Source organism: Polaromonas sp. P4_F9, assembly GCF_056401235.1.
Genome location: NZ_JBFUJT010000005.1, coordinates 182,805 through 204,314, shown reverse-complemented (window position 1 = coordinate 204,314; position 21,510 = coordinate 182,805). Strand labels below are relative to the sequence as shown.

The window sequence follows — 21,510 nt, the reverse complement described above, 5'->3', positions numbered from 1 at the left end:
CGAGGTCTTATTTTGCGCTCTGCGTGGCGGGAGCAGTGGCCGTGGCGAGAACGCCGCGGCGCATCTGGTCCAGCTCAATGCTTTCGAACAGCGCCTTGAAGTTGCCTTCRCCAAAACCCTCGTCGCCCTTGCGCTGGATGAATTCAAAGAAGATCGGGCCGAGCTGGTTTTCACTGAAGATCTGCAGCAGCAGCGCGCCTTTTTTGCCGTCCACCAGAATTTTTCGCTTGTGCAGTTCGGCCACATTTTCGCCATGGCCGGGAATGCGTTTGTCGATCAACTCGTAGTAGGTGTCCACGGTGTCCAGCAGCTTGACGCCGCTGGCGCGCAGCTTGTCCACCGTGGCCGGCAAATTGCCGCTGCCCATGGCGATGTGCTGAATGCCCTCGCCCTGGTAACGGTCCAGGTATTCCTGGATCTGGCCGGCTTTCTCGTTGCCTTCTTCGTTGATGGGGATGCGGATCTTGCCGCAGGGGCTGGTCATGGCCTTGCTTTTCACGCCGGTCACCTGGCCTTCGATGTCGAAGTAGCGGATCTCGCGGAAGTTGAACATCCGCTCGTAAAACCCGGCCCATTCGTCCATGCGGCCGCGGTGCACGTTGTGCGTCAGGTGGTCAATGTAGGTCAGGCCGTGGCCTGCGGGGTTCAGCGCCTCGGGGCCGCTCACGCCCGGCAGGGGCTCGAAGTCGACATCGTAAAAACCGATGTTGCCGATGTCGCCTTCCCGGGCGCCGTTCTTGCCGCGCCAGCGGTCAATGAAATAAATGATGGAGTCGCCAATGCCCTTGATGGCCGGGATGTTCAGCTCGCCCGGGCCGGCGGTGTGGGCGTAACCCCAGGCGCCCAGCGCAATCGCGCGCTCGTAAGCGGCCTTGGCATCCCGCACCCTGAAGGCAATGGCGCACACGCTGGGGCCGTGCTGGCGTGCGAAGCGCTGCGCAAATGAATCGGGCTCGGCGTTGAGGATGAAGTTGATGCCGCCCTGGCGGTACAGCGTCACATCTTTATGGCGGTGTTTGGCAATCGGCTTGAAGCCCATGCGCTCGAACAGCGCGCCCATGGCCTTGGGGTCGGGCGCGGCGTATTCGATGAACTCGAAACCGTCGGTGCCCATGGGGTTGTCCCAGGCCGCGCCTGTTTCGAAAGATAGGGGTGCGTTCATGCGTGTCTCSGTAAAAAATATCGACTGACTATTGGCTTGGCTATTGCTGATGGGCTATTGGCTACCGAGTGTTTGCGGGTTTCATTCACCGGCTTCAGCAACCAACTTTAGCGGCGCAGCCTGTCTTTTTTATTGCAAACTGGGGCGTGTAAATTGCCATTGACGCAATAAACCTGCAAAATTAAGTCAATGGAAACACTAGACAAGCTTGATCGGCATATTTTGCGCAGCCTGCAAGCTGATGGGCGGGCGACTTATGACCAGATCGCCGAGCAGGTCAGCCTCTCCCCCAGCGCCGTGCTGCGGCGCGTGAAACGGCTGGAGGAAGCCGGGGTCATTGACCGCTATGTGGCCCTGGTCAAACCCGAGTCGGTTGGCTTGGGGCTGACCGCCTACCTCAATGTGCGCCTGGAAAAACACACCGAAAGCCACAAGCGCAACCCCATGGACCTGTTTCGTGCCAGCGTGCAAACCTGGCCGGAGGTGGTGGAGTGCGCGGCCCTGACGGGTGAGATGGACTACCTGCTGCGCGTGGTGGTGCAGGACATGGCGCACTACAGCCGCTTTATCATGGACACCCTGCTCAAGCACCCCAGTGTGCAGGACTGCAAAACCAGTTTTGTGCTGGACCGGGTGAAAGCGACGACGGCCGTGCCGCTGTAGCGGGTCARCAGGTCGGCCAGGTGAGCCGCCTGGACGCCTGGAGCCGGCGGTTTTGGGGAAGTGGCAGACATTTAGCGGCTGTAAATGTTGCTGCGGTGCAACATTTTTAGGGTCGATGGCGGGATTTGCTATTGATTTGCTAGCTAACATCCGGCGTGTTTATTGGAAAAATGCGATTCTGATGTGGTTTTTGGTGGGCCTCCCTATTGAGGTGCTTCCAAACCCCTTCGACTGGAAAATCTAGGGAAAACCCTTATATTTGAGCCATGGTTACCCCCAGCGCACTTTTGAAGGCTTCCCTCCACGCGGGCAAGGAGTTCTTTCGCCCCCCCGTGGACGAGGGCGCAGCGCGCCCGCCGGCCGTTTCTCCCGCGGCGCAGGTCATGGTGCCCATCCGCTCCATCGGACCCAGCCATGGCGAGCGCATCGCCACGCACCTGCTGGCGCTCAGTGCGCATGACCGCTACCTGCGCTTTGGCTATGCGGCCAACGACGAGCAGATTCGCCGCTACGTGGACGGGCTCGACTTTGAGCGCGACGAGATTTTTGGCATCTACAACCGCAAACTGCAATTGATTGCCATGGCTCACCTGGCATTTTCAACCGACCCGGAGCTCAAGAGCTGCGCTGAGTTTGGCGTTTCGGTGCAGGCCCAGGCACGGGGCCGGGGCTATGGCGCGCGCCTGTTTGACCGCGCCGTGATGCATGCCCGCAATGACGGCGTCAACATGATGTTCATCCACGCGCTGAGCGAGAACACCGCCATGCTCACGATTGCCCGCAAGGCCGGCGCCACGATTGAGCGCGATGGCTCCGAGAGCGAGGCCTACCTCAAGCTACCGCCGGCCGACCTGGATTCGCGCGTGACCGAAATGGTTGAAGAGCAGATCGCCCAGACCGACTACCGCCTCAAGGTCCAGGCCAAGCAGTTCTGGGACTTCCTGGGCGTGCTTCAGGAGGTCCGGCAGGGCGTGCGGGATTCGCGCGACCGCATGCCGATGTAACAGCCAGCGCGGGGCGACTTCCGCCTGTGCCCGGCGCCATCAACCCGCCTCCTGCGCACAACCTCCTGCGCACAACCTCCGGCGCATGTGCCTCCGGGCTGCCGGCCATCATTCGTTGAATGGGACTTCTATTTTTTCCGGCGGGCAGACGGCGCAGGGCTCCGACAGCTTGTGGGCCTGCCACCATTCGATGAGTTTGTCGAAATCACCGCCAAAGACCTTGTGCTTGAGGGCCTCCGAGATGTGGGAGCAAACTACTGCATCTGCAAACCCAAGAAATTCGCGGGCGGCACGCCGGTCGCACATCAGGTAGGACGTCTTGAGCTGCTCGGCAGACAGCCCGGCGACCTCCTCCCTGCCGAGCTGACCGTGGGCGCTCAAAGAGCAGGACATGAGGAAAATTCCAAATTTGAGCAAGGGCAGGTTTTTCATCTGAAGACCTCCGAAAGGGCTGTCGCCCGTTCTTGCAAAAACCCACTTGACCAACCACTGGATCGCACCCGCGGAAAAGCCAGACCGGGCAGCTTGATATTCCTGCGAACAGGCTTTGAATTCAAGTGAAAAGGAGGCTGTTTTGAAGTGACGGGGTGGCCGCCTTTCTGTGGGAAAGTTGCCCTTGGCGGCGCCGCACGGCGCGGGTGCGGTGGCCTGAAAACGCCGGCGGGGCGGAATGGCCCGATACGCCGGGGAATTGCGCTATCCTTGGCAGCTTCACAACTACCGAACACCCTTCGTGTCCGACACCCCCCCCAGTCGATCTTCCAGGCCGGAAGACAAGCGCGGCTTTCTGCAGAAGCTCGCTGAAATGCTCCACCCCGGTCCCGACTCCAAAGACGAGTTGATCGAAACCCTGGTCGAAGCCCAGGACAACGAAGTCATCGGCGCCCAGAGCCGCGAAATGCTTGAAGGCGTGATCCGCATGGCCGACATGACGGCCGGTGACGTGATGGTGGCGGCCCCGCGCATGGATGTGATCAACATCGACGCGCCCTTCGACGAACTGCTGCATCTGGTGATCGACACCGCCCACTCGCGCTTTCCGGTCTACGAGGGCGAGAAGGAAAACATCCTGGGCATCCTGATGGCCAAGGACCTGCTCAAGCTGCAGCGCGCGCCCGAACTCAACATCAAGGCGCTGCTGCGTCCGGCTGCGTTTGTGCCGGAAAGCAAGGGCCTGAATGATTTGTTGCGCGAATTCCGCGGCAACCGCAACCACCTGGCCATCGTCATCGACGAGTTCGGCCGCGTCGCCGGCCTCATCACCATTGAAGACGTGCTGGAGCAGATCGTGGGCGAGATCGAGGACGAGTTCGACATCGCCGAGGACGAGGGCGACATCTTCGGGCTCTCGGACCACACCTACCGGGTCAGCGGCGACACCTCGATCGAGCGCGTCAATGAAGCGTTTGAGGTGACGCTGCCCGAAACCGACTTTGACACCATTGGCGGCCTGGTGGCGCACGAGATGGGCCATGTGCCCAAGCGGGGCGAACATTACGCGCTGGCCGGGCTGCAGTTCACGGTGCTGCACACCAAAGGCGGTGCCGTGCGCTGGTTCAAGGTGTCGCCTGTTGCGGCCAGGGCCTGAGCCCTCAGAAGAAAGAGACCGATGGAGCCGAGTTCAATTCAAAGCATGATGTCCGCGCTGCCCACCCTGCCGGCGCTGCTGCAGCACTTCGGCCAGACGCCCACGCGCAGTCGCCTGTCCTGGATTCAGGTCGCCATTGTGTTGATGGCGGGCAGCGTGCATGCCGCCAGCCTGGCATGGCCGTTTCCTTTCGTCTTTGCGCAGGGCGAGCCCTTGTGGGGCTTGCAGCTGCTGGCGCTGACGCTGCTGGCTGCGCAGCTGGACGGCTGCCGGTCCTGGGCGCGCGCCGCCTGGCTGGGCGGGCTGTTTGGCACCGCCATGCTGTGCGGCACCTTCTGGTGGCTGTTCATCTCCATGCATGTGTACGGCGGCCTGGCCGCGCCGCTCACGGTGCTGGCCATTGTGCTGCTCGCCGCGTTTCTGGGGCTGTACTATGCCGCCGCCGCTGCCTTGTTCGTGGTGCTGGCTCCCGCACAGCGGGCGCAGCGCGCGCTTGTTTTTGCCGCGCTCTGGCTGCTGGCCGAGCTGGCCCGGGTGAAGCTGTTCACCGGTTTCCCCTGGGGGGAAGCGGGCTACGCCCATGTGGACGGCTGGGCCAGGCCGCTGGCGGCCTGGGTGGGTGTGCATGGCCTGAGCTTTCTGGCGGCGCTGGTGGCGGCCTTGCTGGCCATGTGCCTGCGCGCGCGCAAGACCCGCTGGCTGGCGGCGCTGAGCCTTGTTTTTGCAAGCGTTGCGGTGGCGTGGCTGCCGGTCACCGATGCGGCCTACAGCAAAGACCAGTCCGCCCTCCTGCCCGTCACCCTTTTACAGGGCGACATTCCCCAGAACGAAAAATTCCAGCCAGGGACCGGTGTGGTCACGTCGCTGCGCTGGTACGGCGAGCAGTTGCGCGACGCCAAAACCGCGCTGGTGGTCGCGCCTGAAACCGCCATTCCCCTGCTGCCGCAACAGCTGCCCGACGGCTACTGGCGGGCCGTGCAGTCGCGGTTTGCCACGGGTGATCAAGCCGCGCTGATCGGCATCCCGCTGGGCAACCTCCAGACGGGTTACGCCAACTCGGTGGTGGGGCTCAAGCCGGCCGCATCAGCGGGCGCATCACCGGCTTCATCGCCGGCTGCATCAGCGGGCACATCACCGGCTTCATCGCCGGCTTCATTACCGGGCGCATCACCGGGTTCATCGCCCAATCCGGCCGAGCCCTACCGGTATGACAAGCATCACCTGGTGCCCTTTGGTGAGTTCATTCCACCGGGGTTCAGATGGTTCACCAACATGATGAACATCCCGCTGGGCGACTTCAACCGCGGCGCCGTGGTGCAGGGCTCCTTCGACTGGAAGGGCCAGCGGCTGGCGCCCAACATCTGCTACGAAGACCTGTTTGGCGAAGAGCTGGGCGCGCGCTTTACCGATCCGGCGCTGGCACCCACCGTGTTCGTCAACCTCAGCAACATTGCCTGGTTTGGCAACACCGTGGCGATTGACCAGCACTTGCAGATTTCGCGCATGCGGGCGCTGGAGTTCAGCCGGCCCATGCTTCGCGCCACCAACACCGGCGCCACGGTCATCATTGACCACCGCGGTCAGGTGACCCATGCCCTGCCGCGGCACACGCGTGGTGCGCTGGTCGGCGAGGTGCAGGGGCGCAATGGCATCACACCCTACGCCTGGTGGGTGTCGCGCTATGGCTTGTGGCCGCTGTGGGCGCTGGGCCTGGGGATTGCGGGGCTGGCGCTGGTGCTGCGCCGCCGCTGAGCCCTTCTCGCGATACTCGCGATACGCGATATCCGGTCTGCTCAATGGCTGGACGCCATCACCCCGCGCAGCAAGTCCGGCAGCATGCCCAGCATGCGCAAGGGGTCCTGGCCCGGCGGCGTGCTGGTTGCAAAGTACATCTGCAGCGGGATCGGAGCGAAGTCATGCAGGGCCACGGCACTGATGGATGACGGATCCAGGTTGCTGGCCGTCAGGAAGTCGACCACCGTCCAGCCCATGCCGCGCTTGACCAGTTCCAGCGCCAGCCGTGAGGTGTGCACCTGCAGGCCGGCCGGCGCCGTGAGCCCCAGGTGGCCGGCCAGCTCGTCAATCGACTGGCACATGGGGTCTTCGCCCACCAGCCGGATCAGCGGCATGCTGGCGAGAAACGACATCGGGTTCAGGCGCCGCGTGCGCACCGCGCGCAGCCAGACATCCCGCGTCACGGCCAGATAGAGCGGCCCCCTGACCAGCATCTGGCTGGTCAGCAGCGGGTGCGGGTGCTCGTAGTAGCCCAGGGCGAAGTCGACGCTGCGCGTGAGCAGGGCCTGCACCATCTGGTCCTGGTGCAGGGTGCGCACTTCAACCTTGACGCGCGGGTAGCGCGCCAGGTGCGTTTCCAGCACCAGCGGCAAAAACTCGTGGCAGATGGACGGGATGGCGGCCAGCCGCACCTGGCCATCGTCGGCCTGCCGCAAATTGAGCGCAATGCGCTTGAGCTCATCGAGCTTGCGGTGGATCACGGTCGACTCGTCGAACAGCACCCGGGCTTCAGGGGTGGGGGCCAGCGTGCCCTTGCTGCGTGTGAACAGCTTGTAGCCGAGCTGGAGCTCGGTGTGTGCAATGGTCTTGCTGACGGCCGAAGGCGTGATGCAGATCAGGCGCGCGGCCGCGCTCATGTTGCCGGCCTGCATGACGGCCTGGAAGACTTCAAGTTGCCGGAGGTTCATGGCGTGGAGGGGGTGTGAGTTTTGCTCACACCCTGCGCCTGATTATGCATCGCCATGCCTGGTTGCCGTGGCTACGATGAGCCACCTTTCGCCCTGAAGCGCGGCGACCGGAGACAGATCGTGGCACAGCCCGGGCCTCAAGCCCGCGCTGCCTGCCAATTGGCCGTCATTGGCCTTGGCCTTAATTCAATGATCAGGAAACAACCGAAATGCAAGTCAAGTTAAACATCCAGAAGCTGGTAGTGGGCATGGGGCTGGCTGTGCTGGCCACGTTTGCCGCAGCGCAGGCTGCCAAGCCCAATGTGGTGATTTTGGCCACGGGCGGCACCATTGCCGGCGCCGGTGCGTCTGCCCTCAACAGTGCCACCTATGCCGCCGCCAAGGTGCCCGTCGACAAGCTGCTGGCGGGCCTGCCCGAGCTGGCCAACGTGGCCAACATCAAGGGCGAGCAGGTCTCGCAGATTGCGTCTGAAAGCTTTACCAACGACAACTTGCTCAAGCTCGGCAAGCGCATTTCGGCGCTGGTGAAGCAGCCCGATGTGGACGGCATTGTTGTGACCCACGGCACGGACACACTGGAAGAAACGGCTTACTTCCTGAACCTGGTGATCCGCACCAACAAACCCATCGTGGTGGTCGGCTCCATGCGGCCCGGCACGGCGCTGTCGGCCGACGGCGCCCTGAACCTGTTTGATGCCGTCAGCGTGGCGGCCAGCAAGGACGCCGCCGGCAAGGGCGTGCTGGTCACCATGAACGATGAAATCCAGAGCGGGCGCGACGTCAGCAAGACCATCAATATCAAGACCGAGGCCTTCAAGAGCCAGTGGGGCCCGCTCGGCATGGTGGTGGAAGGCAACAACTACTGGTTCCGCGCGCCGGTCAAGCGCCATACCCTGCAGTCGGAGTTCAACATCGACGAGATCGACACGCTGGCGCCGGTGGAAGTTGTCTACGGCTACGGCAACGTCTCGCGCACCGCGCTGGACGCTGTGGGCAAGTCGGGCATCAAGGCGCTGATTCACGGCGGCACGGGCAATGGCTCGGTGGCTGACCGCATCGTGCCGGCGCTGCAGGATGTGCGCGCCAGGGGCATCCAGGTGATTCGCTCCTCGCGCGTGCCCGATGGCTTTGTGCTGCGCAACGCCGAGCAGCCCGACGACAAATACGACTGGGTGGTGGCGCACGACCTGAACCCGCAGAAGGCGCGCATCCTGGCGGCGGTGGCCATGACCAAAACCCTCGACAGCAAGGAACTGCAGCGGATTTTCTGGCAGTACTGACTCGTTACGCGGCACGCGCCGTTGTAAAAAAAGGCGGGCCTTGCGGCACCGCCTTTTTTTTTGTGGTTCGCCTTGCTCAGAGCTGGCTCATGCCGCCGTCCACGATCAGCTCGGTGCCGACAATGAAGGCTGCCGCCGGCGACGACAGGTACACGACGGCGCTGGCCACTTCATCGGGCGTGCCGAAGCGTTTGAGCGGAACTTGCGCCTGAATGCCGGCGGCCAGCGCATCGAGCTGGTCGGCAGGCACACCCAGCTTGCCATACAGCGGCGTGTGCACCGGGCCGGGGCTCACCACATTGACGCGGATGCCGCGGCTGATCAGTTCACCCGACAGCGTTTTGGCCAGCGAAATCAGCGCAGCCTTGCTGGCGGCGTACACGCTGGAGTTCGGCATGCCGATGTGGGCGTTGATGGAGCCATTCAGGATGATGGCCGCACCCGTGTTGAGCAGCGGCGACAGCGCCTGGATCGTGAAGAAGGCGCCCTTGACGTTGACGTTGAAGGTCTGGTCCCAGAGGTCTTCTTCGACGGCCTCGAGGGGCGCGAATTTCGCCACGCCGGCGTTGACGAACAGCGCGTCCAGTGTGATGCCCTGCTCCTTCAGGTTGGCCGCCAGGGCTTTGGCGGCGTGGATATCACCGGCGTCATGGCGCAGGGCCACTGCGTTGGCGCCGAGCTCGGCACGAGCCCGGTCCAGCGCGGCCTGGTCGCGGCCCGTGATGATGACGCGTGCGCCCTGTTGGGCAAATTGCAGTGCGGTGGCCAGGCCGATGCCGCTGCTGCCGCCGGTGACGAGTACGGTTTTGTTGTCAAAGTTCAGCATGATGATTCCTTGGGTTGTATGGAGGGGGTCAGGAGAATGTCTTGAGGAAGTCGGTGGGCGATGTGCCCGCCGATGGATGAACTGTAGGATTTATCTTCACTTGGAAGAAGGCCTGAAAAGTGGTTTAATCGTTCAGCTTTTATGAATGTTTGGGGGTGTGATGGACCGCTTGCGCGCTTTCGAGGTGTTCGCCTCTGTCGTGAGCCGGGGCAGCTTCACGCGTGCCGCCGACGCCCTCGACACCTCCCCGGCCAATGTCACGCGCTACATCAACGAGCTGGAAGCCCACCTCGGTACCCGCCTGCTGAACCGCAGCTCGCGCAAGCTGTCCCTGACGGAGAGTGGTGAGGCGCTGTACGAGCGCAGCAAATCCATCCTGGAAGAAGTCGCCGATGCCGAGGCGCTGGCCTCGTCGGCCACCCTGCAGCCGCGCGGGCGTTTGCGCATCAATGCGCCGGTGAGCTTTGGCATCCGGCACCTGGCGCCGCTGTGGCCGCGCTTCATGCAGAGCTATCCCGAGGTGGAACTGGACATTGCGCTGAGCGACCGGGTGGTGGATATCGTGGAGGAGGGCTATGACCTGGCCATTCGCATCTCACGCGCCGGGTCGGCCTCCCATGCGGCGCGCAAGCTGGCGACGTCCCGCAACGTCGTCTGCGCCTCACCGGCCTACCTGAAAGCGCACGGGCAGCCCGAAAAGCCCGCAGACCTGGTGGGGCACCGGTGCCTCGGCTATACCTATGCGGCCACCGCCAACGAATGGCATTTTGTGGATGACGCGGGCCGGCCGCACATGGTCAAGGTCAATTACGTCATGCATGCCAATAACGGCGACACGGCGCGCGAAGCGGCGATTGCCGGGCAGGGCGTCATCTGGCAGCCGGCCTTCCTGATCGGGGACGATTTGAAGGCCGGGCGGCTGGTTGCCCTGCTGCCTGGCTACCGCATGCCCGACATTGACGTGCTGGCCGTCTACCCCAGCCGCCGCCACCTGAGCGCCAAGGTCCGGGTCATGGTGGATTTTCTGGTGGAGGCGTTCCGGCCCGCCCCTGCGTGGGAAGTCCCGCCGGGCCGGGGAGTGCCGGAGAAGGCGGCTGCCCGGGCGGCCCGTCATCGCCGCGTAAAATGAATGGTTTAGCGATTGCCACGTCAGTTGTCGCTACCCGCGGCGCCGAAGCAGGCGCCGCGCCTTTGTCACCAACACTCCTATGCTCACTTTCCAGCAAATTATCCTGAAGCTGCAGTCCTACTGGGATGCCCAGGGCTGCGCCCTGTTGCAGCCCTATGATATGGAAGTCGGCGCCGGAACGTCACACACTGCTACTTTTTTAAGAGCGCTGGGCCCCGAGCCGTGGAAGGCCGCCTACGTGCAGCCGAGCCGCCGGCCGAAGGACGGCCGCTATGGCGAGAACCCCAACCGCCTGCAGCACTACTACCAGTACCAGGTGGTGCTCAAGCCCGCACCGGCCAACATCCTGGAGCTTTACCTCGGCTCGCTGGAAGCCCTCGGTTTTGATCTGAAGAAAAACGACATCCGCTTTGTCGAGGACGACTGGGAAAACCCCACGCTCGGCGCCTGGGGCCTGGGCTGGGAAGTCTGGCTCAACGGCATGGAAGTCACGCAGTTCACCTACTTCCAGCAGGTCGGCGGCATCGACTGCAAGCCCATCACCGGCGAGATCACCTACGGACTGGAGCGCCTGGCCATGTACCTGCAGGGCGTGGACAACGTCTACAACCTGACGTGGACCGAAGGACCTGATGGATCGAAGCTGAGCTACGGCGATGTCTACAAGCAAAACGAGGTGGAGCAGTCCACCTACAACTTCGAGCACAGCGATGCCGACTTCCTGTTCGCCGCCTTTACGGCGCATGAAAAGCAGGCCAAACACCTGATTGGCGTGCAACTGGCCCTGCCCGCGTACGAGCAGGTGCTGAAGGCCGCGCACAGCTTCAACCTGCTGGACGCCCGGGGCGCGATTTCGGTGACGGAACGCGCCGCCTACATCGGCCGCATCCGCAACCTGGCGCGTGCCGTGGCACAGAGCTACTATGAAAGCCGCGAACGGCTCGGCTTCCCGATGGCGCCCCGCGAGTGGGTGGAACAGATGACGAAGAAGGCGGCGTGAGAGCGATGACGATGACTACCCAAAACCTTCTGGTTGAACTGTTTGTGGAGGAGCTGCCGCCCAAGGCACTCAAGAAATTGGGTGATGCGTTTGCCGGCGTGCTGCTGGAGCAACTCAAGGCGCAGGGCCTGACGACTGCTGAATCAGCGCTCACGTCTTTCGCCTCGCCACGCCGCCTTGCCGCGCATGTGACGGCTGTCGCTGCGCAGGCCGCCGACAAGGCCGTCTCGCAAAAACTCATGCCCGTCACCGTCGGGCTCGACGCGTCGGGCAATGCCACACCGGCCCTGCTGAAAAAGCTGCAGGCGCTGGGCGCCGATGCCTCTGCCGTGGCGGGCCTCAAGCGCGCACCGGATGGAAAGGCGGAAGCGCTTTTCTACAACAGCACCGTGACTGGCGCCACGCTGGCGGAGGGCCTGCAGAAAGCCCTGCTGGAAGCGATTGCCAAACTGCCGATTCCCAAGGTCATGACCTATCAGCTGGCAGACGGCTGGAGCGACGTCAAGTTTGTGCGCCCCGCGCACGGACTGGTCGCGCTGCACGGCAGCGATGTCGTCGCCATTGAAGCGTTGGGCCTGAAGGCCGGCAACATCACGCACGGCCATCGGTTTGAGGCTGCGGTCGACCCGGTGGTGCTGAAGAACGCTGACAGCTACGCGGCCACGCTGCAAATGGATGGCGCGGTGATCGCCAGTTTTGCCGAACGCAAGGCCGAGATTGCCCGCCAGCTGGCGGCTGCTGCTTCCAAGGTGGGCGGTGGCGCCCGGGCGATTGAAGACGACGCCTTGCTCGATGAGGTGACCGCACTGGTCGAGCGCCCCAACGTGCTGGTCTGCGAGTTCGAAAAGGAATTCCTCGACGTGCCGCAGGAGTGCCTGATCCTCACGATGAAGGCCAACCAGAAATACTTCCCGCTGCTCGATGCGCAGGGCAAGCTGACCCACAAGTTCCTCGTAGTCAGCAATATCAGCCCCACCGACGCGAGCGCGGTGATTGGCGGCAACGAGCGCGTCGTGCGGCCGCGCCTGGCCGATGCCAAATTCTTCTTTGACCAGGACCGCAAGAAGACGCTGGAATCGCGCGTGGCCGGGCTGGACAAGGTGGTTTATCACAACAAGCTGGGTTCGCAGGGCGAGCGTATGGAGCGGGTTCGTGCCATTGCCCGGGCAATCGCCGAAAAACTGGGCGACGCGACATTGGTGCAACAAGCCGATCAAGCTGCGCAATTGGCCAAGACCGACCTGGTGACCGACATGGTCGGCGAATTCCCGGAATTGCAAGGCACCATGGGGCGCTATTACGCGCTCAATGATGGCCTGGCCGTGGACGTGGCCGATGCGATTGAAGACCACTACAAGCCGCGTTTTGCGGGCGACGACTTGCCGCGCGGCAATGTTGGCGTGATCGTGTCGTTGGCCGACAAGCTGGAAACGCTGGTGGGCATGTTCGGCATTGGCAATCTCCCTACGGGTGACAAGGATCCGTTTGCGCTGCGTCGCCATGCGTTGGGAGTCATTCGAATCCTTGTTGAGCGTGACTTGGATGTGTCATTGCACGACCTGATCAATGATGCGTTTACCGCATTCCCTTCAGGTTTAGTAGGGCAAGCTCATACTGATTTGTCTATTTTCATGCTGGAGCGTTTTGCCGGATTGCTGCGGGAGGAGGCGTTTACGCCGCAAGAAGTGGATGCTGTCATGTCGCTTAATCCTGTGCGGCTGAATCTGGTACCCAAGCAACTAGCGGCGGTGCGCGCCTTTGCCGCGCTACCCGAGGCGCCGGCCCTGGCTGCTGCCAACAAGCGCGTCGGCAATATTCTGAAGAAGGCAGACGGAGCGGTCGAAGCCGGCATCAAGCCCGAACTCTTGCAGGAAGCTGCTGAAAAATCCCTCGCAGAAGCATTACAGGCAGTTTCGCCCAAGGCCGAAGCCGCGTTTGCTTCCGGCGACTATGCAGCGTCGCTGCAGGCACTGGCCGCATTGAAAGCGCCGGTCGACGCCTTCTTCGACAACGTCATGGTCAATGCCGAAGACCCGGCTCTGCGCGCCAACCGCCTCGGCCTGCTCGCCACGCTGCACCAAGCCATGAACCGCGTGGCCGATCTGTCCAAGCTGGCAACATGAGCCCCCTCGCTGTCTGACCCTTCAATGCAAAGCACCATGAAACTCGTCATCCTCGACCGCGACGGCACCATCAACAGCGACAGCGACGACTTCGTCAAGACGCCGGAGGAGTGGATGCCGCTGCCCGGTGCGCTGGAGGCGATTGCCCGGCTCAACCATGCGGGCTGGCATGTCGTCATTGCGTCCAATCAATCGGGCCTGGGGCGGGGCTTGTTTGATGTGGCCTCGCTCAATGCGATGCACGCCAAAATGAACCAGATGCTGGCCGCCCTGGGCGGGCGTGTCGACGCCGTGTTTTACTGTCCTCACAGCCCCGAGGAGGCTTGCCAATGCCGCAAGCCCCTGCCGGGCCTGTTCGAGCAGATCGGTGCGCGTTTTGGCGTGCAGCTCTTGGGGGTGCCGACCGCCGGTGATTCCCTGCGTGATCTGCTGGCAGGTGCCGCGGCCGGTTGCGAGCCGCACCTGGTGCTCACCGGCAAGTCGGCGCAGTACCGCGGCGGCCCGCCGCCCGAAGGCTTGCCGCCGGGCACTGTGGTGCACCAGGACCTGTCGGCGTTTGCCGACTTCCTCCTGGAGCGCAACGCCCGGCCCTCGCCGGCGTCGCTATAAATATGAAGGCTTGCTGCGCTTGTTGCACCGAATGGAATGGGCGCCAGGCGGCTGCAGGCCTTCAGACGACTTGCAAATTTAATCCGAATGAATTTATCCCGAACGCCGGAACACTGACATGCCCCTGATCCGATCCATCCTGCACATGCTGTGGATGGCCTTGACGGTGATTCCGTGGGCCATTTTTGTGATCATCGCCTCGCTGTTTGTCAGCAGCACCACGATGTACTGGATGTGCGCGGGCTGGCTGCGCGTGGCGGTCAGCGGCGGCACGGTCATCCTGGGCATCAAAAACCGGGTGACCGGCATGGAAAACCTGCCCACGGGCCAGACCAGCGCCGCGGTGCTGCTGCTCAAGCACCAGAGCACCTGGGAGACCCTGTGCATGCCCACGCTGATGCCGCATCCGCTGGCCTACGTGTTCAAGAAAGAGTTGCTCTACGTGCCATTTTTTGGCTGGGCCATGGCGCGCATGGACATGATCCATATCGACCGCAGCCAGCGGGCGCAGGCCTTCAACAAAGTCGTCGCGCAGGGCAAGCGGCTGATGAGCCAGGGGACCTGGGTGATCATGTTTCCCGAGGGAACGCGGATTCCACGCGGGCAAAAAGGGGTTTACAAATCCGGAGGCACACGGCTGGCCATCGAAACCGGCGCGCCGGTGATTCCGATTGCCGTGACGTCGGCCAAGTGCTGGCCGCGCAAGGCCTTCATCAAAAAGCCGGGCGTGGTGGACATCTCGATTGGCAAGCCGATTGACAGCGCCGGCCGAAAACCCGATGAGCTGATGCGGGAAGTGGAGCGGTGGATTGAAGCCGAGATGCACCGCCTCGACCCGGAGGCTTACGCCACCGTCGGTGACGCCGTGCCAACCGCGCCCTCTGCCTGAGCCATTCAGGCGGACAAGTGGCGTACAAGCCGAGATCGGTCTGGTGCCCGGCCGCCGCGCCCGCTAAACTGCCATGATGCAAAGGCTTGTACAGCTCACTCTCGACCTCTTTGAGCGGGAGCCGGCACCTCCTGCGAACGCCGCAGGTCCTGAAGCCGCGCCGGCTTCAAACGACATACCGCCGCCAGTCCCCGAAAGCCACACGCATTCTGCTATTGAAAAAATAGCAAGCGCCAACCCGTCCACGGATGATCTTCCCCCTCAGACCCTGCAGCAGGCGCTGGGGCCGGCCACTTTTCGCCATCCACGCGCCAAGCGCGAGGCCCTGCTCGATGGCGTGTTGGTGGCTTATGAGTTCAGACGGGGCAAACGCCGCACCATCGGGTTTTCCGTGGGCACCGACGGACTCGCGGTCAGTGCGCCCAAATGGGTGCCGCTGTATGAAATTGACAAGGCCGTGCTGGAGAAGTCGGGCTGGATCCTCAAGAAGCTGCAGGAAAGCCGCGAGCGCCATCACCGGCTCGAGTCTGCGCGCATCGACTGGAAAGACGGCGTCACCCTTCCTTTCCTGGGTGAGCCGGTCATGGTGGCGATCGATTCGCGCCATGCGTTTGGCGGCGTGGGCGCCGAGCTCAAGACCCGCGCCGCCGAGGTTTTGCTGCACGCTGACGATGAGCCGCATAACGACATGCGGTCCGGCGTGGCACAGCTGAGCCTGCACGTGGGCCTGCCCAACAGCGCCACGCCCGAGCAGATCCGCGATACCGTGCAGGCCTGGCTGATGCGCCAGGCCAAGCGCATTTTCACCGAGCGGCTGAATCATTTCGCACCGCATCTGGGGGTACAGTGGCGCAAGCTGAGCCTGAGCAGTGCCGGCACGCGCTGGGGCAGCGCCAGCGCCGATGGCTCCATCCGCCTGAACTGGCGGCTGATTCATTTCAAGCAGTCGGTGATTGACTACGTGGTGGTTCACGAGTTGAGCCACTTGCGGGTGATGGATCACAGCCCGCGTTTCTGGGACACTGTGCGGGCGGTCGTGCCCGATTATGCTGAGTTGCGCGGGCAATTGAAGGATGAAGCCATTCCCCGCTGGTGACTCAGGGCCCGGAGTGTGCTTGTCCGCGGCAAAGATTTGGTGCTTCCATGAGGTAAGTCACGAAAGTAAGGAATCGTAACAATGGAGTTTAACCCCTTAATCTGACTAAAACCATAAAATCACAGGGAAGTTGATAGTCGTAATCGGGAAAACTCATGAACCACAAGCTGATACTGGTCGTTGAAGACAATCCCGACCACCTTGAGCTGACTGTACTGACGCTGGAAGAGCAGGGCGTGTCCGCCGAGATTGCGGTCGCGCGCGATGGCGCCCAGGCGCTGGATTACCTGTTTGGGCAGGGCAGCCATGCCGGCCGTGACACCCAAAAGCAGCCTTCGCTGATCCTGCTGGACATGAAGCTGCCCAAGCTGTCCGGACTGGACGTGCTGCGCAGTGTTCGCAGCAATCCCCTGACGGCCCTGGTGCCGGTGGTGATGCTGACGTCGTCCAGCGAGCAGTCTGACATCGTGGCCTGCTACCAGAGTGGGGCCAACGGTTTTGTGCGCAAACCGGTCGACTTTGGGGACTTCACCGAAAAACTCAATTGCCTGCAGGCCTACTGGCTGAATGTCAATGAGTCAACCGCGACGGGATGACGGTCCGCGCGTCATCCCACATTCAGGCTCCACCGCTTGATGCGGGCTGTGCCTGGCCGGCGTGCCAATTCCTGCACGGCAGTCGCCATTTGAAAGGCTGATGCGATGATGGGTCGGATGACGCTGCGGACGCGCCTGGTGATGCTGGTGGTTGCGGCGATTGTCCCGCTGTTTGGCCTGTCCATTTTCAAGGCCTGGGTCGACTCGGATGCGGCCATCAAACGCGCCACCGCCAACCTGCAGTTTGCCGTTTCACTGGTCGCTGCCAACCAGGCCCGGGTGGCCGAATCTGCGCACCAGATCCTGATTTCGATTGCCAGCATGCCCGGCCTGACCAGCGAGAAATCCCTGGACTGCCAACGGTATTTCAAAACCTTGCGGGAGAAGTTCTCCATCTACGCCAACCTGGGCATCATTGGCGTTGACGGCTATGCACGTTGCCACGGAATCGACAGCCGGCCGGCTTACCTGGGGGATCGCGATTATTTTCGCGCCGCAGTGGCTCGCCGCAGTTTTGTCGCCGGCGAGTACATCCTGGGGCGCCTGTCGGGAAAACCCAGCATCACATTTGCGTTGCCGGTGCTTGGCGAGGACGGGCAGGTCTTGCGCGTTGTCTATGTTGCGGTCGATTTGACCGAGATGGCGAAGTCGGTTGCCGCCATTCAGGTGCCGCCCGGTGCCGCGGTGGGCATCCACGATCGCAATGGCGTGTTGCTGGCGAGCAAACCCGAGCTCCCCATCAAGGTTGGGCAAAAGGCTGCCAGCCGGGTTTTGCAGGACGCCGTGAAAACGATGAGCACCGGCGTGCGCGAAGGCGTGGACGCCGCGGGTCAGCTGCGCCTTTGGGCCTTCATGCCCAGCAGTCCCCTGGCAGAGACAGCCTTTTTCGTCGCGATCAGCATCAACCGTGAACTTGTCGTGGGGCCCGGCCAGCGTCAGCTGTGGATTGAGTTGGCCGTCCTCGCGCTGGTGGCGTTTCTCGGGGCCTGGATTGCCTGGATGATGGGAGGGCGCACCATCGTGAAGCCCACCCGGGAAATTCTGGACGCGACCCGCTTGCTTCAGAACGGCCAGCGGGATGTACGCATCCCGATGCCCGCGGTTGAGGATGCGGGTGAGTTCACCAAAATTGCCGGCGGTTTCAACGTCATGGCCGAGGCGCTTCAGCAGCGCGAGCAGGACCTTGAAGCCGAACTGGCGCGAAGCCAGCAGGCACGGGCCACGCTGGACCTGACGATCAACAGCATGCAGGAGGGCCTGGTCGCCGTGGACGCCTCTGGCCGTCCGCTGCTGGTCAACGAAGCGGCCTCCTCCCGGCTGTTTGCCCCGGATGTCCTGGCGCAGGCCCCGACGGTGTTGTCCGCCGAATGGCCGCAGCACCTCGGGCTGTATGTGCCCGGCACCGACACCCTGTACGCCTTTGACCAATTGCCGCTGTACAAGGCTCTTCAGGGGCAAAGCGGTGGGCCGCAGCACATCCTGATGCGCAACGCCGCCGTGCCTGCGGGACGCCTGATCAGCTGCACTTACCGGCCCCTGCACGGCAGCGCCGGGCTGGTGGGCGCGTTGATGGTGTTTGCCGACATCACACAGCTGGAGCAGCTGCAGCTGGCGCAGGCACACAGCTATGACAAGCTGCGCGCGGTCCAGCGCAAGCTGCTGGATTCCCAGCGTCTGGGCCGCATGGGCAGCTGGGAGCTTGATCCGGTGACCCAGCGCATCTGGTGGTCGGACGAGGTCTACGAGCTGACCGGCTTTACGCCTGAGTCGTTTGACGGGCGTTACGAAACCTTCCTGCAGCTGATTCATCCGGACGACAGGGCCGACTACGTGCTGAGCCGTGAACAGTCCCTGCAGCGGGGTTCCGATTTTGTGGCCGAGTACCGCATCGTGACCCCGGCGATGAATGTCCTGTGGTTTTACCAGCTGGGCAAGTACCACGTGGGCGAAAAAGGGCAGGCGGCCTACTTCTCCGGCATGGTGCAGGACATCACGGCGCGCAAACAGTCCGAGCTGGCGCTCGTCGCCAGTTCCGACCTGCTGCGCCGCACCGGTGAAATGGCCAAGGTGGGTGGATGGGAACTGGTGGTGGAGGGCCTGCACCTGACCTACTCTGAACAGCTGTACCGGCTGCTTGACCTGAGGCCGGGCACCGCGCTGAATGTGGAAGATGTCAAAAATGCCTACCCCCCGGGCGCGCGCGAGGTGTTCCTGGCGACGGTGCAGGCGGCGATCGACCATGGAACGCCCTGGGACCTGGAGTCACCCCTGACCACGCGGACGGGCCGGCGCATCTGGGTGCGGACGCAGGGCCAGGCGTTCATGCAGGATGGCAAGGTGGTGCGGCTTGCCGGCGCCTTTCAGGACATCACCGCGCAGCATGAGTCACGGGAGCACCTGCGCCTGCTGGAGGCCAGCATTTCACGCCTCAATGACATGGTGGTCATCACCGAAGCGGAGCCCTTTGACGAGCCCGGGCCCCGCATTGTCTTTGTCAATGACGCGTTCGTGCGCCGCACGGGCTACAGCCGTGAAGAGGTGCTGGGCAAGACCCCGCGCATCCTGCAGGGACCCCAGACCCAGCGCGCCGAGCTTGATCGCATCGGTGCGGCGCTGCGGAAGTGGCAGCCGGTCCAGGCTGAGCTGATCAATTACACCAAGAGCGGCGAGCCGTTCTGGCTCGACCTCGACATTGTTCCCGTTGCCGACGCCCAGGGCGGGTTCAGGCATTGGGTGGCGGTCGAGCGGGACATCACCCAGCGCAAGCTGGCCCGGCAGGCGCTCATCGACAGCGAGCAGCGTTATGCCGCGCTGTTCGAGGCTGCACCGGTGCCGATGTGGATCGTTGATGGACAGACCAATGCCTTTTTGGCGGTCAATGGCGCGTGCACCGAGCGTTACGGTTACACGCGCGAAGAATTGCTGGCCATGACGATTTTTGATATCCGTTCGGAGGATGAGGCCCAGCGCTTGAAGGCTGAAATCGCCAGCGGAGTCCACAAGCCCGTCAACCGCCGCGTGCACCGTTCCAGGGACGGCGCCGACTGGCATGTCGAGACGGTTTCCCGCAAGATCCAGTACGAAGGCAGACCGGCGCGGCTGGTGGTTGCGTTCGACGTGAGCTCGCAGGTGAAGGCCGAAAAGGATGCCCAGGAATACCTGTTCACCCTGCAGCGCGCCGCCGACGCCGCCGCGGCCATCACCTGGCACCAGACGCTGGATGGCACCATGCAGGAATTTGCCGAGCAGGCCCGGGGGGTGATTGGCGCCCACCAGTCCGCGGTGAGCCTGACCATGAACAGCGACTGGGCGCAGGCCATCAACGCGCTGTCCCTGTCCGAGAAATATGCGGCATACCGTGATCGGATGAAGCCACCGGACGGCACCGGCATCTACGCCGCCATCTGCGAGAACAACCGGTCCATGCGGCTGACCCAGGCCGAGCTGGAAGCGCACCCGCGCTGGCGCGGCTTTGGCAGCCATGCCGACAAGCACCCCGCGATGCGCGGCTGGCTGGCGGTACCCCTGGTGGCCCGGAGCGGACAAAACATGGGCGTGCTCCAGCTCTCGGACAAATACGAGGGCGAGTTCACCCAGCAGGACGAATATGTGGCGATGGAGCTTGCGCAGCTCGCCTCCATCGCCATAGAAAATGTTCAGTTGCTGGAAGAAGTGGGGCGGCTCAATGCGGGGCTCGAGCAAAAAGTTGCGGAGCGCACCGCCGCGCTGACCCGGCAGGAGGCCTTGTTCCGCGCCCTGGCCGAGCGGGCGCCGCAGGTGGTGTGGACCGCCGACCCGCATGGCGCCGCAACGTATTACAACCAGGCCTGGTTTGACCTGGTGGGCGGCCGGTTCAGGGACTGGGCCGGGGCGCGATGGCTCACCGCGATCCATCCGGAAGATCTGCCCGAAGTCAAGGCGAGCTGGCAACTGGCCAGCGCCAGCAAGTCGCAGTATGAGAACATCCGCCGCCTGCGCGCCACGGACGGCAGCTACCACACCATGTCCTCCCGGGCCACGCCGGTGCTTGACGAGCGGGGCGAACTGGCCTTTTGGGTGGGGATTGACGCGGACATCACCGAAATCAAGGCCATCGAGGCCGCCTTGCGCCTGTCAAACCACGAGCTCGAGGCCTTTTCATATTCTGTCTCCCACGACCTGCGCTCACCGCTCAACACCATTGACGGGTTCAGCCGCCTGCTGTCCAAGCAGCTTCCCGGCAATGCCAACGAGAAGAGCCGGCACTACCTGTCGCGCATCCAGGCGGGTGTGGCGCAGATGGGGCAATTGATTGAAGACCTGCTCTCGCTGGCACAGGTATCGCGCGCGCAGCTGCGGGTGGAACCGGTGGACCTTTCTGCGCTGTCCCACCGGATTCTGGGGGAGTGGCAGGCGCGTGATCCCGAACGCCGGGTCGCGGTCCATATTGAACGTGGCCTGCAGGCGCATGGCGACTCGCGCCTTTTGGGCGTGGTGATGGAAAACCTGCTGAGCAATGCCTGGAAGTTCACCTCGCGTAAAGCCGAGGCGAGCATCAGCGTCAACCAGCAACCTGACGCAGCGGGGCTGCCGGTCTTCATCGTCCGGGATAACGGTGCCGGTTTCGACATGGCGTATGTTGACAAACTGTTCAACCCTTTTCAGCGTTTGCATGCGGCGTCGGAGTTTGCCGGCACCGGTATCGGGCTGGCCTCGGCCAGCCGTGTGATTGGCAGGCACGGCGGCCGGCTGTGGGCGCAATCCGAGCCCGGCGGCGGGGCCACTTTTTTCTTTACCCTGCCCAGGACCGCCATTTCGGTCTGAGCAGATCAGCCCGATCCACCCCACTTTCGCCACTTTCCTC

17 protein-coding genes are annotated in these 21,510 nt (G+C 63.1%); 13 read left to right on the top strand and 4 right to left on the bottom strand.

Translation table 11 applies throughout. From position 1 onward, the window contains the following. Nucleotides 1-7: 7 nt before the first annotated feature. Entirely contained in the window at nucleotides 8-1,162 is a 1,155-nt protein-coding gene (hppD, locus tag AC1DUB_RS06840) for a 4-hydroxyphenylpyruvate dioxygenase (protein ID WP_477728876.1), read from the bottom strand. A gap of 189 nt (nucleotides 1,163-1,351) precedes the next feature. On the opposite strand from hppD, the gene AC1DUB_RS06835 reads away from it, so the two are divergent. Both AC1DUB_RS06835 and AC1DUB_RS06830 read left to right on the top strand, forming a co-directional pair. Further along, nucleotides 1,352-1,825, top strand: coding sequence for an Lrp/AsnC family transcriptional regulator (locus tag AC1DUB_RS06835; RefSeq protein ID WP_477728875.1), 474 nt, complete (start codon nucleotides 1,352-1,354; stop codon nucleotides 1,823-1,825). 266 nt (nucleotides 1,826-2,091) lie between these two features. After that, a complete protein-coding gene (locus tag AC1DUB_RS06830) occupies nucleotides 2,092-2,829 on the top strand; it encodes an N-acetyltransferase family protein (protein ID WP_477719096.1) in 738 nt (245 codons plus the stop codon). 108 nt (nucleotides 2,830-2,937) lie between these two features. Here the strand turns inward: AC1DUB_RS06830 and AC1DUB_RS06825 are convergent, their stop codons facing one another. Beyond that, entirely contained in the window at nucleotides 2,938-3,222 is a 285-nt protein-coding gene (locus AC1DUB_RS06825) for a hypothetical protein (protein ID WP_477728874.1), read from the bottom strand. A 340-nt stretch (nucleotides 3,223-3,562) separates the two neighbouring features. Here AC1DUB_RS06825 and AC1DUB_RS06820 point away from each other — a divergent pair, with 340 nt between their 5' ends. Together AC1DUB_RS06820 and AC1DUB_RS06815 are read left to right on the top strand one after the other, a co-directional pair. Continuing rightward, entirely contained in the window at nucleotides 3,563-4,417 is an 855-nt protein-coding gene (locus tag AC1DUB_RS06820) for an HlyC/CorC family transporter (RefSeq protein WP_477728873.1), read from the top strand. Between the two features lie 21 nt (nucleotides 4,418-4,438). After that, the gene (locus AC1DUB_RS06815) at nucleotides 4,439-6,169 is read left to right on the top strand and encodes an apolipoprotein N-acyltransferase (protein ID WP_477728872.1); all 1,731 of its coding nucleotides are present in this window, start codon (nucleotides 4,439-4,441) and stop codon (nucleotides 6,167-6,169) included. A 41-nt stretch (nucleotides 6,170-6,210) separates the two neighbouring features. Here the strand turns inward: AC1DUB_RS06815 and AC1DUB_RS06810 are convergent, their stop codons facing one another. Beyond that, complete coding sequence (locus tag AC1DUB_RS06810) at nucleotides 6,211-7,119, bottom strand: LysR family transcriptional regulator (RefSeq protein WP_477728871.1); 909 nt, start codon at nucleotides 7,117-7,119, stop codon at nucleotides 6,211-6,213. Between the two features lie 248 nt (nucleotides 7,120-7,367). Between AC1DUB_RS06810 and AC1DUB_RS06805 the strand changes: the two genes are divergently transcribed. Next, nucleotides 7,368-8,399, top strand: coding sequence for an asparaginase (locus AC1DUB_RS06805; RefSeq protein WP_477728899.1), 1,032 nt, complete (start codon nucleotides 7,368-7,370; stop codon nucleotides 8,397-8,399). Nucleotides 8,400-8,475: 76 nt separating this feature from the next. Here AC1DUB_RS06805 and AC1DUB_RS06800 read toward each other — a convergent pair whose 3' ends face one another. Then, nucleotides 8,476-9,225 (bottom strand): SDR family oxidoreductase, encoded by a 750-nt coding sequence (locus AC1DUB_RS06800; protein ID WP_477728870.1) that lies wholly within the window; start codon nucleotides 9,223-9,225, stop codon nucleotides 8,476-8,478. A 160-nt stretch (nucleotides 9,226-9,385) separates the two neighbouring features. Here AC1DUB_RS06800 and AC1DUB_RS06795 point away from each other — a divergent pair, with 160 nt between their 5' ends. The 8 genes from AC1DUB_RS06795 to AC1DUB_RS06760 all read left to right on the top strand — a co-directional run bounded on the left by AC1DUB_RS06795 (nucleotide 9,386) and on the right by AC1DUB_RS06760 (nucleotide 21,470). Beyond that, nucleotides 9,386-10,354, top strand: a complete 969-nt coding sequence (locus AC1DUB_RS06795) for a LysR family transcriptional regulator (RefSeq protein WP_477728869.1) — start codon at nucleotides 9,386-9,388, stop codon at nucleotides 10,352-10,354. A 79-nt stretch (nucleotides 10,355-10,433) separates the two neighbouring features. Continuing rightward, the gene (gene glyQ / locus AC1DUB_RS06790) at nucleotides 10,434-11,354 is read left to right on the top strand and encodes a glycine--tRNA ligase subunit alpha (protein ID WP_477728868.1); all 921 of its coding nucleotides are present in this window, start codon (nucleotides 10,434-10,436) and stop codon (nucleotides 11,352-11,354) included. A 5-nt stretch (nucleotides 11,355-11,359) separates the two neighbouring features. Continuing rightward, nucleotides 11,360-13,477, top strand: coding sequence for a glycine--tRNA ligase subunit beta (gene glyS / locus AC1DUB_RS06785; protein ID WP_477728867.1), 2,118 nt, complete (start codon nucleotides 11,360-11,362; stop codon nucleotides 13,475-13,477). 36 nt (nucleotides 13,478-13,513) lie between these two features. Beyond that, complete coding sequence (gmhB, locus tag AC1DUB_RS06780) at nucleotides 13,514-14,086, top strand: D-glycero-beta-D-manno-heptose 1,7-bisphosphate 7-phosphatase (RefSeq protein ID WP_477728866.1); 573 nt, start codon at nucleotides 13,514-13,516, stop codon at nucleotides 14,084-14,086. Nucleotides 14,087-14,204: 118 nt separating this feature from the next. After that, nucleotides 14,205-14,975, top strand: coding sequence for a lysophospholipid acyltransferase family protein (locus AC1DUB_RS06775; protein WP_477728865.1), 771 nt, complete (start codon nucleotides 14,205-14,207; stop codon nucleotides 14,973-14,975). A gap of 73 nt (nucleotides 14,976-15,048) precedes the next feature. Then, nucleotides 15,049-16,071, top strand: coding sequence for a M48 family metallopeptidase (locus tag AC1DUB_RS06770; RefSeq protein WP_477728864.1), 1,023 nt, complete (start codon nucleotides 15,049-15,051; stop codon nucleotides 16,069-16,071). A gap of 155 nt (nucleotides 16,072-16,226) precedes the next feature. Next, the gene (locus AC1DUB_RS06765; protein WP_477719085.1) at nucleotides 16,227-16,667 is read left to right on the top strand and encodes a response regulator; all 441 of its coding nucleotides are present in this window, start codon (nucleotides 16,227-16,229) and stop codon (nucleotides 16,665-16,667) included. 117 nt (nucleotides 16,668-16,784) lie between these two features. Next, nucleotides 16,785-21,470 carry a PAS domain S-box protein gene (locus tag AC1DUB_RS06760; protein ID WP_477728863.1) on the top strand — a complete coding sequence of 1,562 codons (4,686 nt, stop codon included), beginning with the start codon at nucleotides 16,785-16,787 and terminating at the stop codon, nucleotides 21,468-21,470. Nucleotides 21,471-21,510 lie beyond the last annotated feature (40 nt).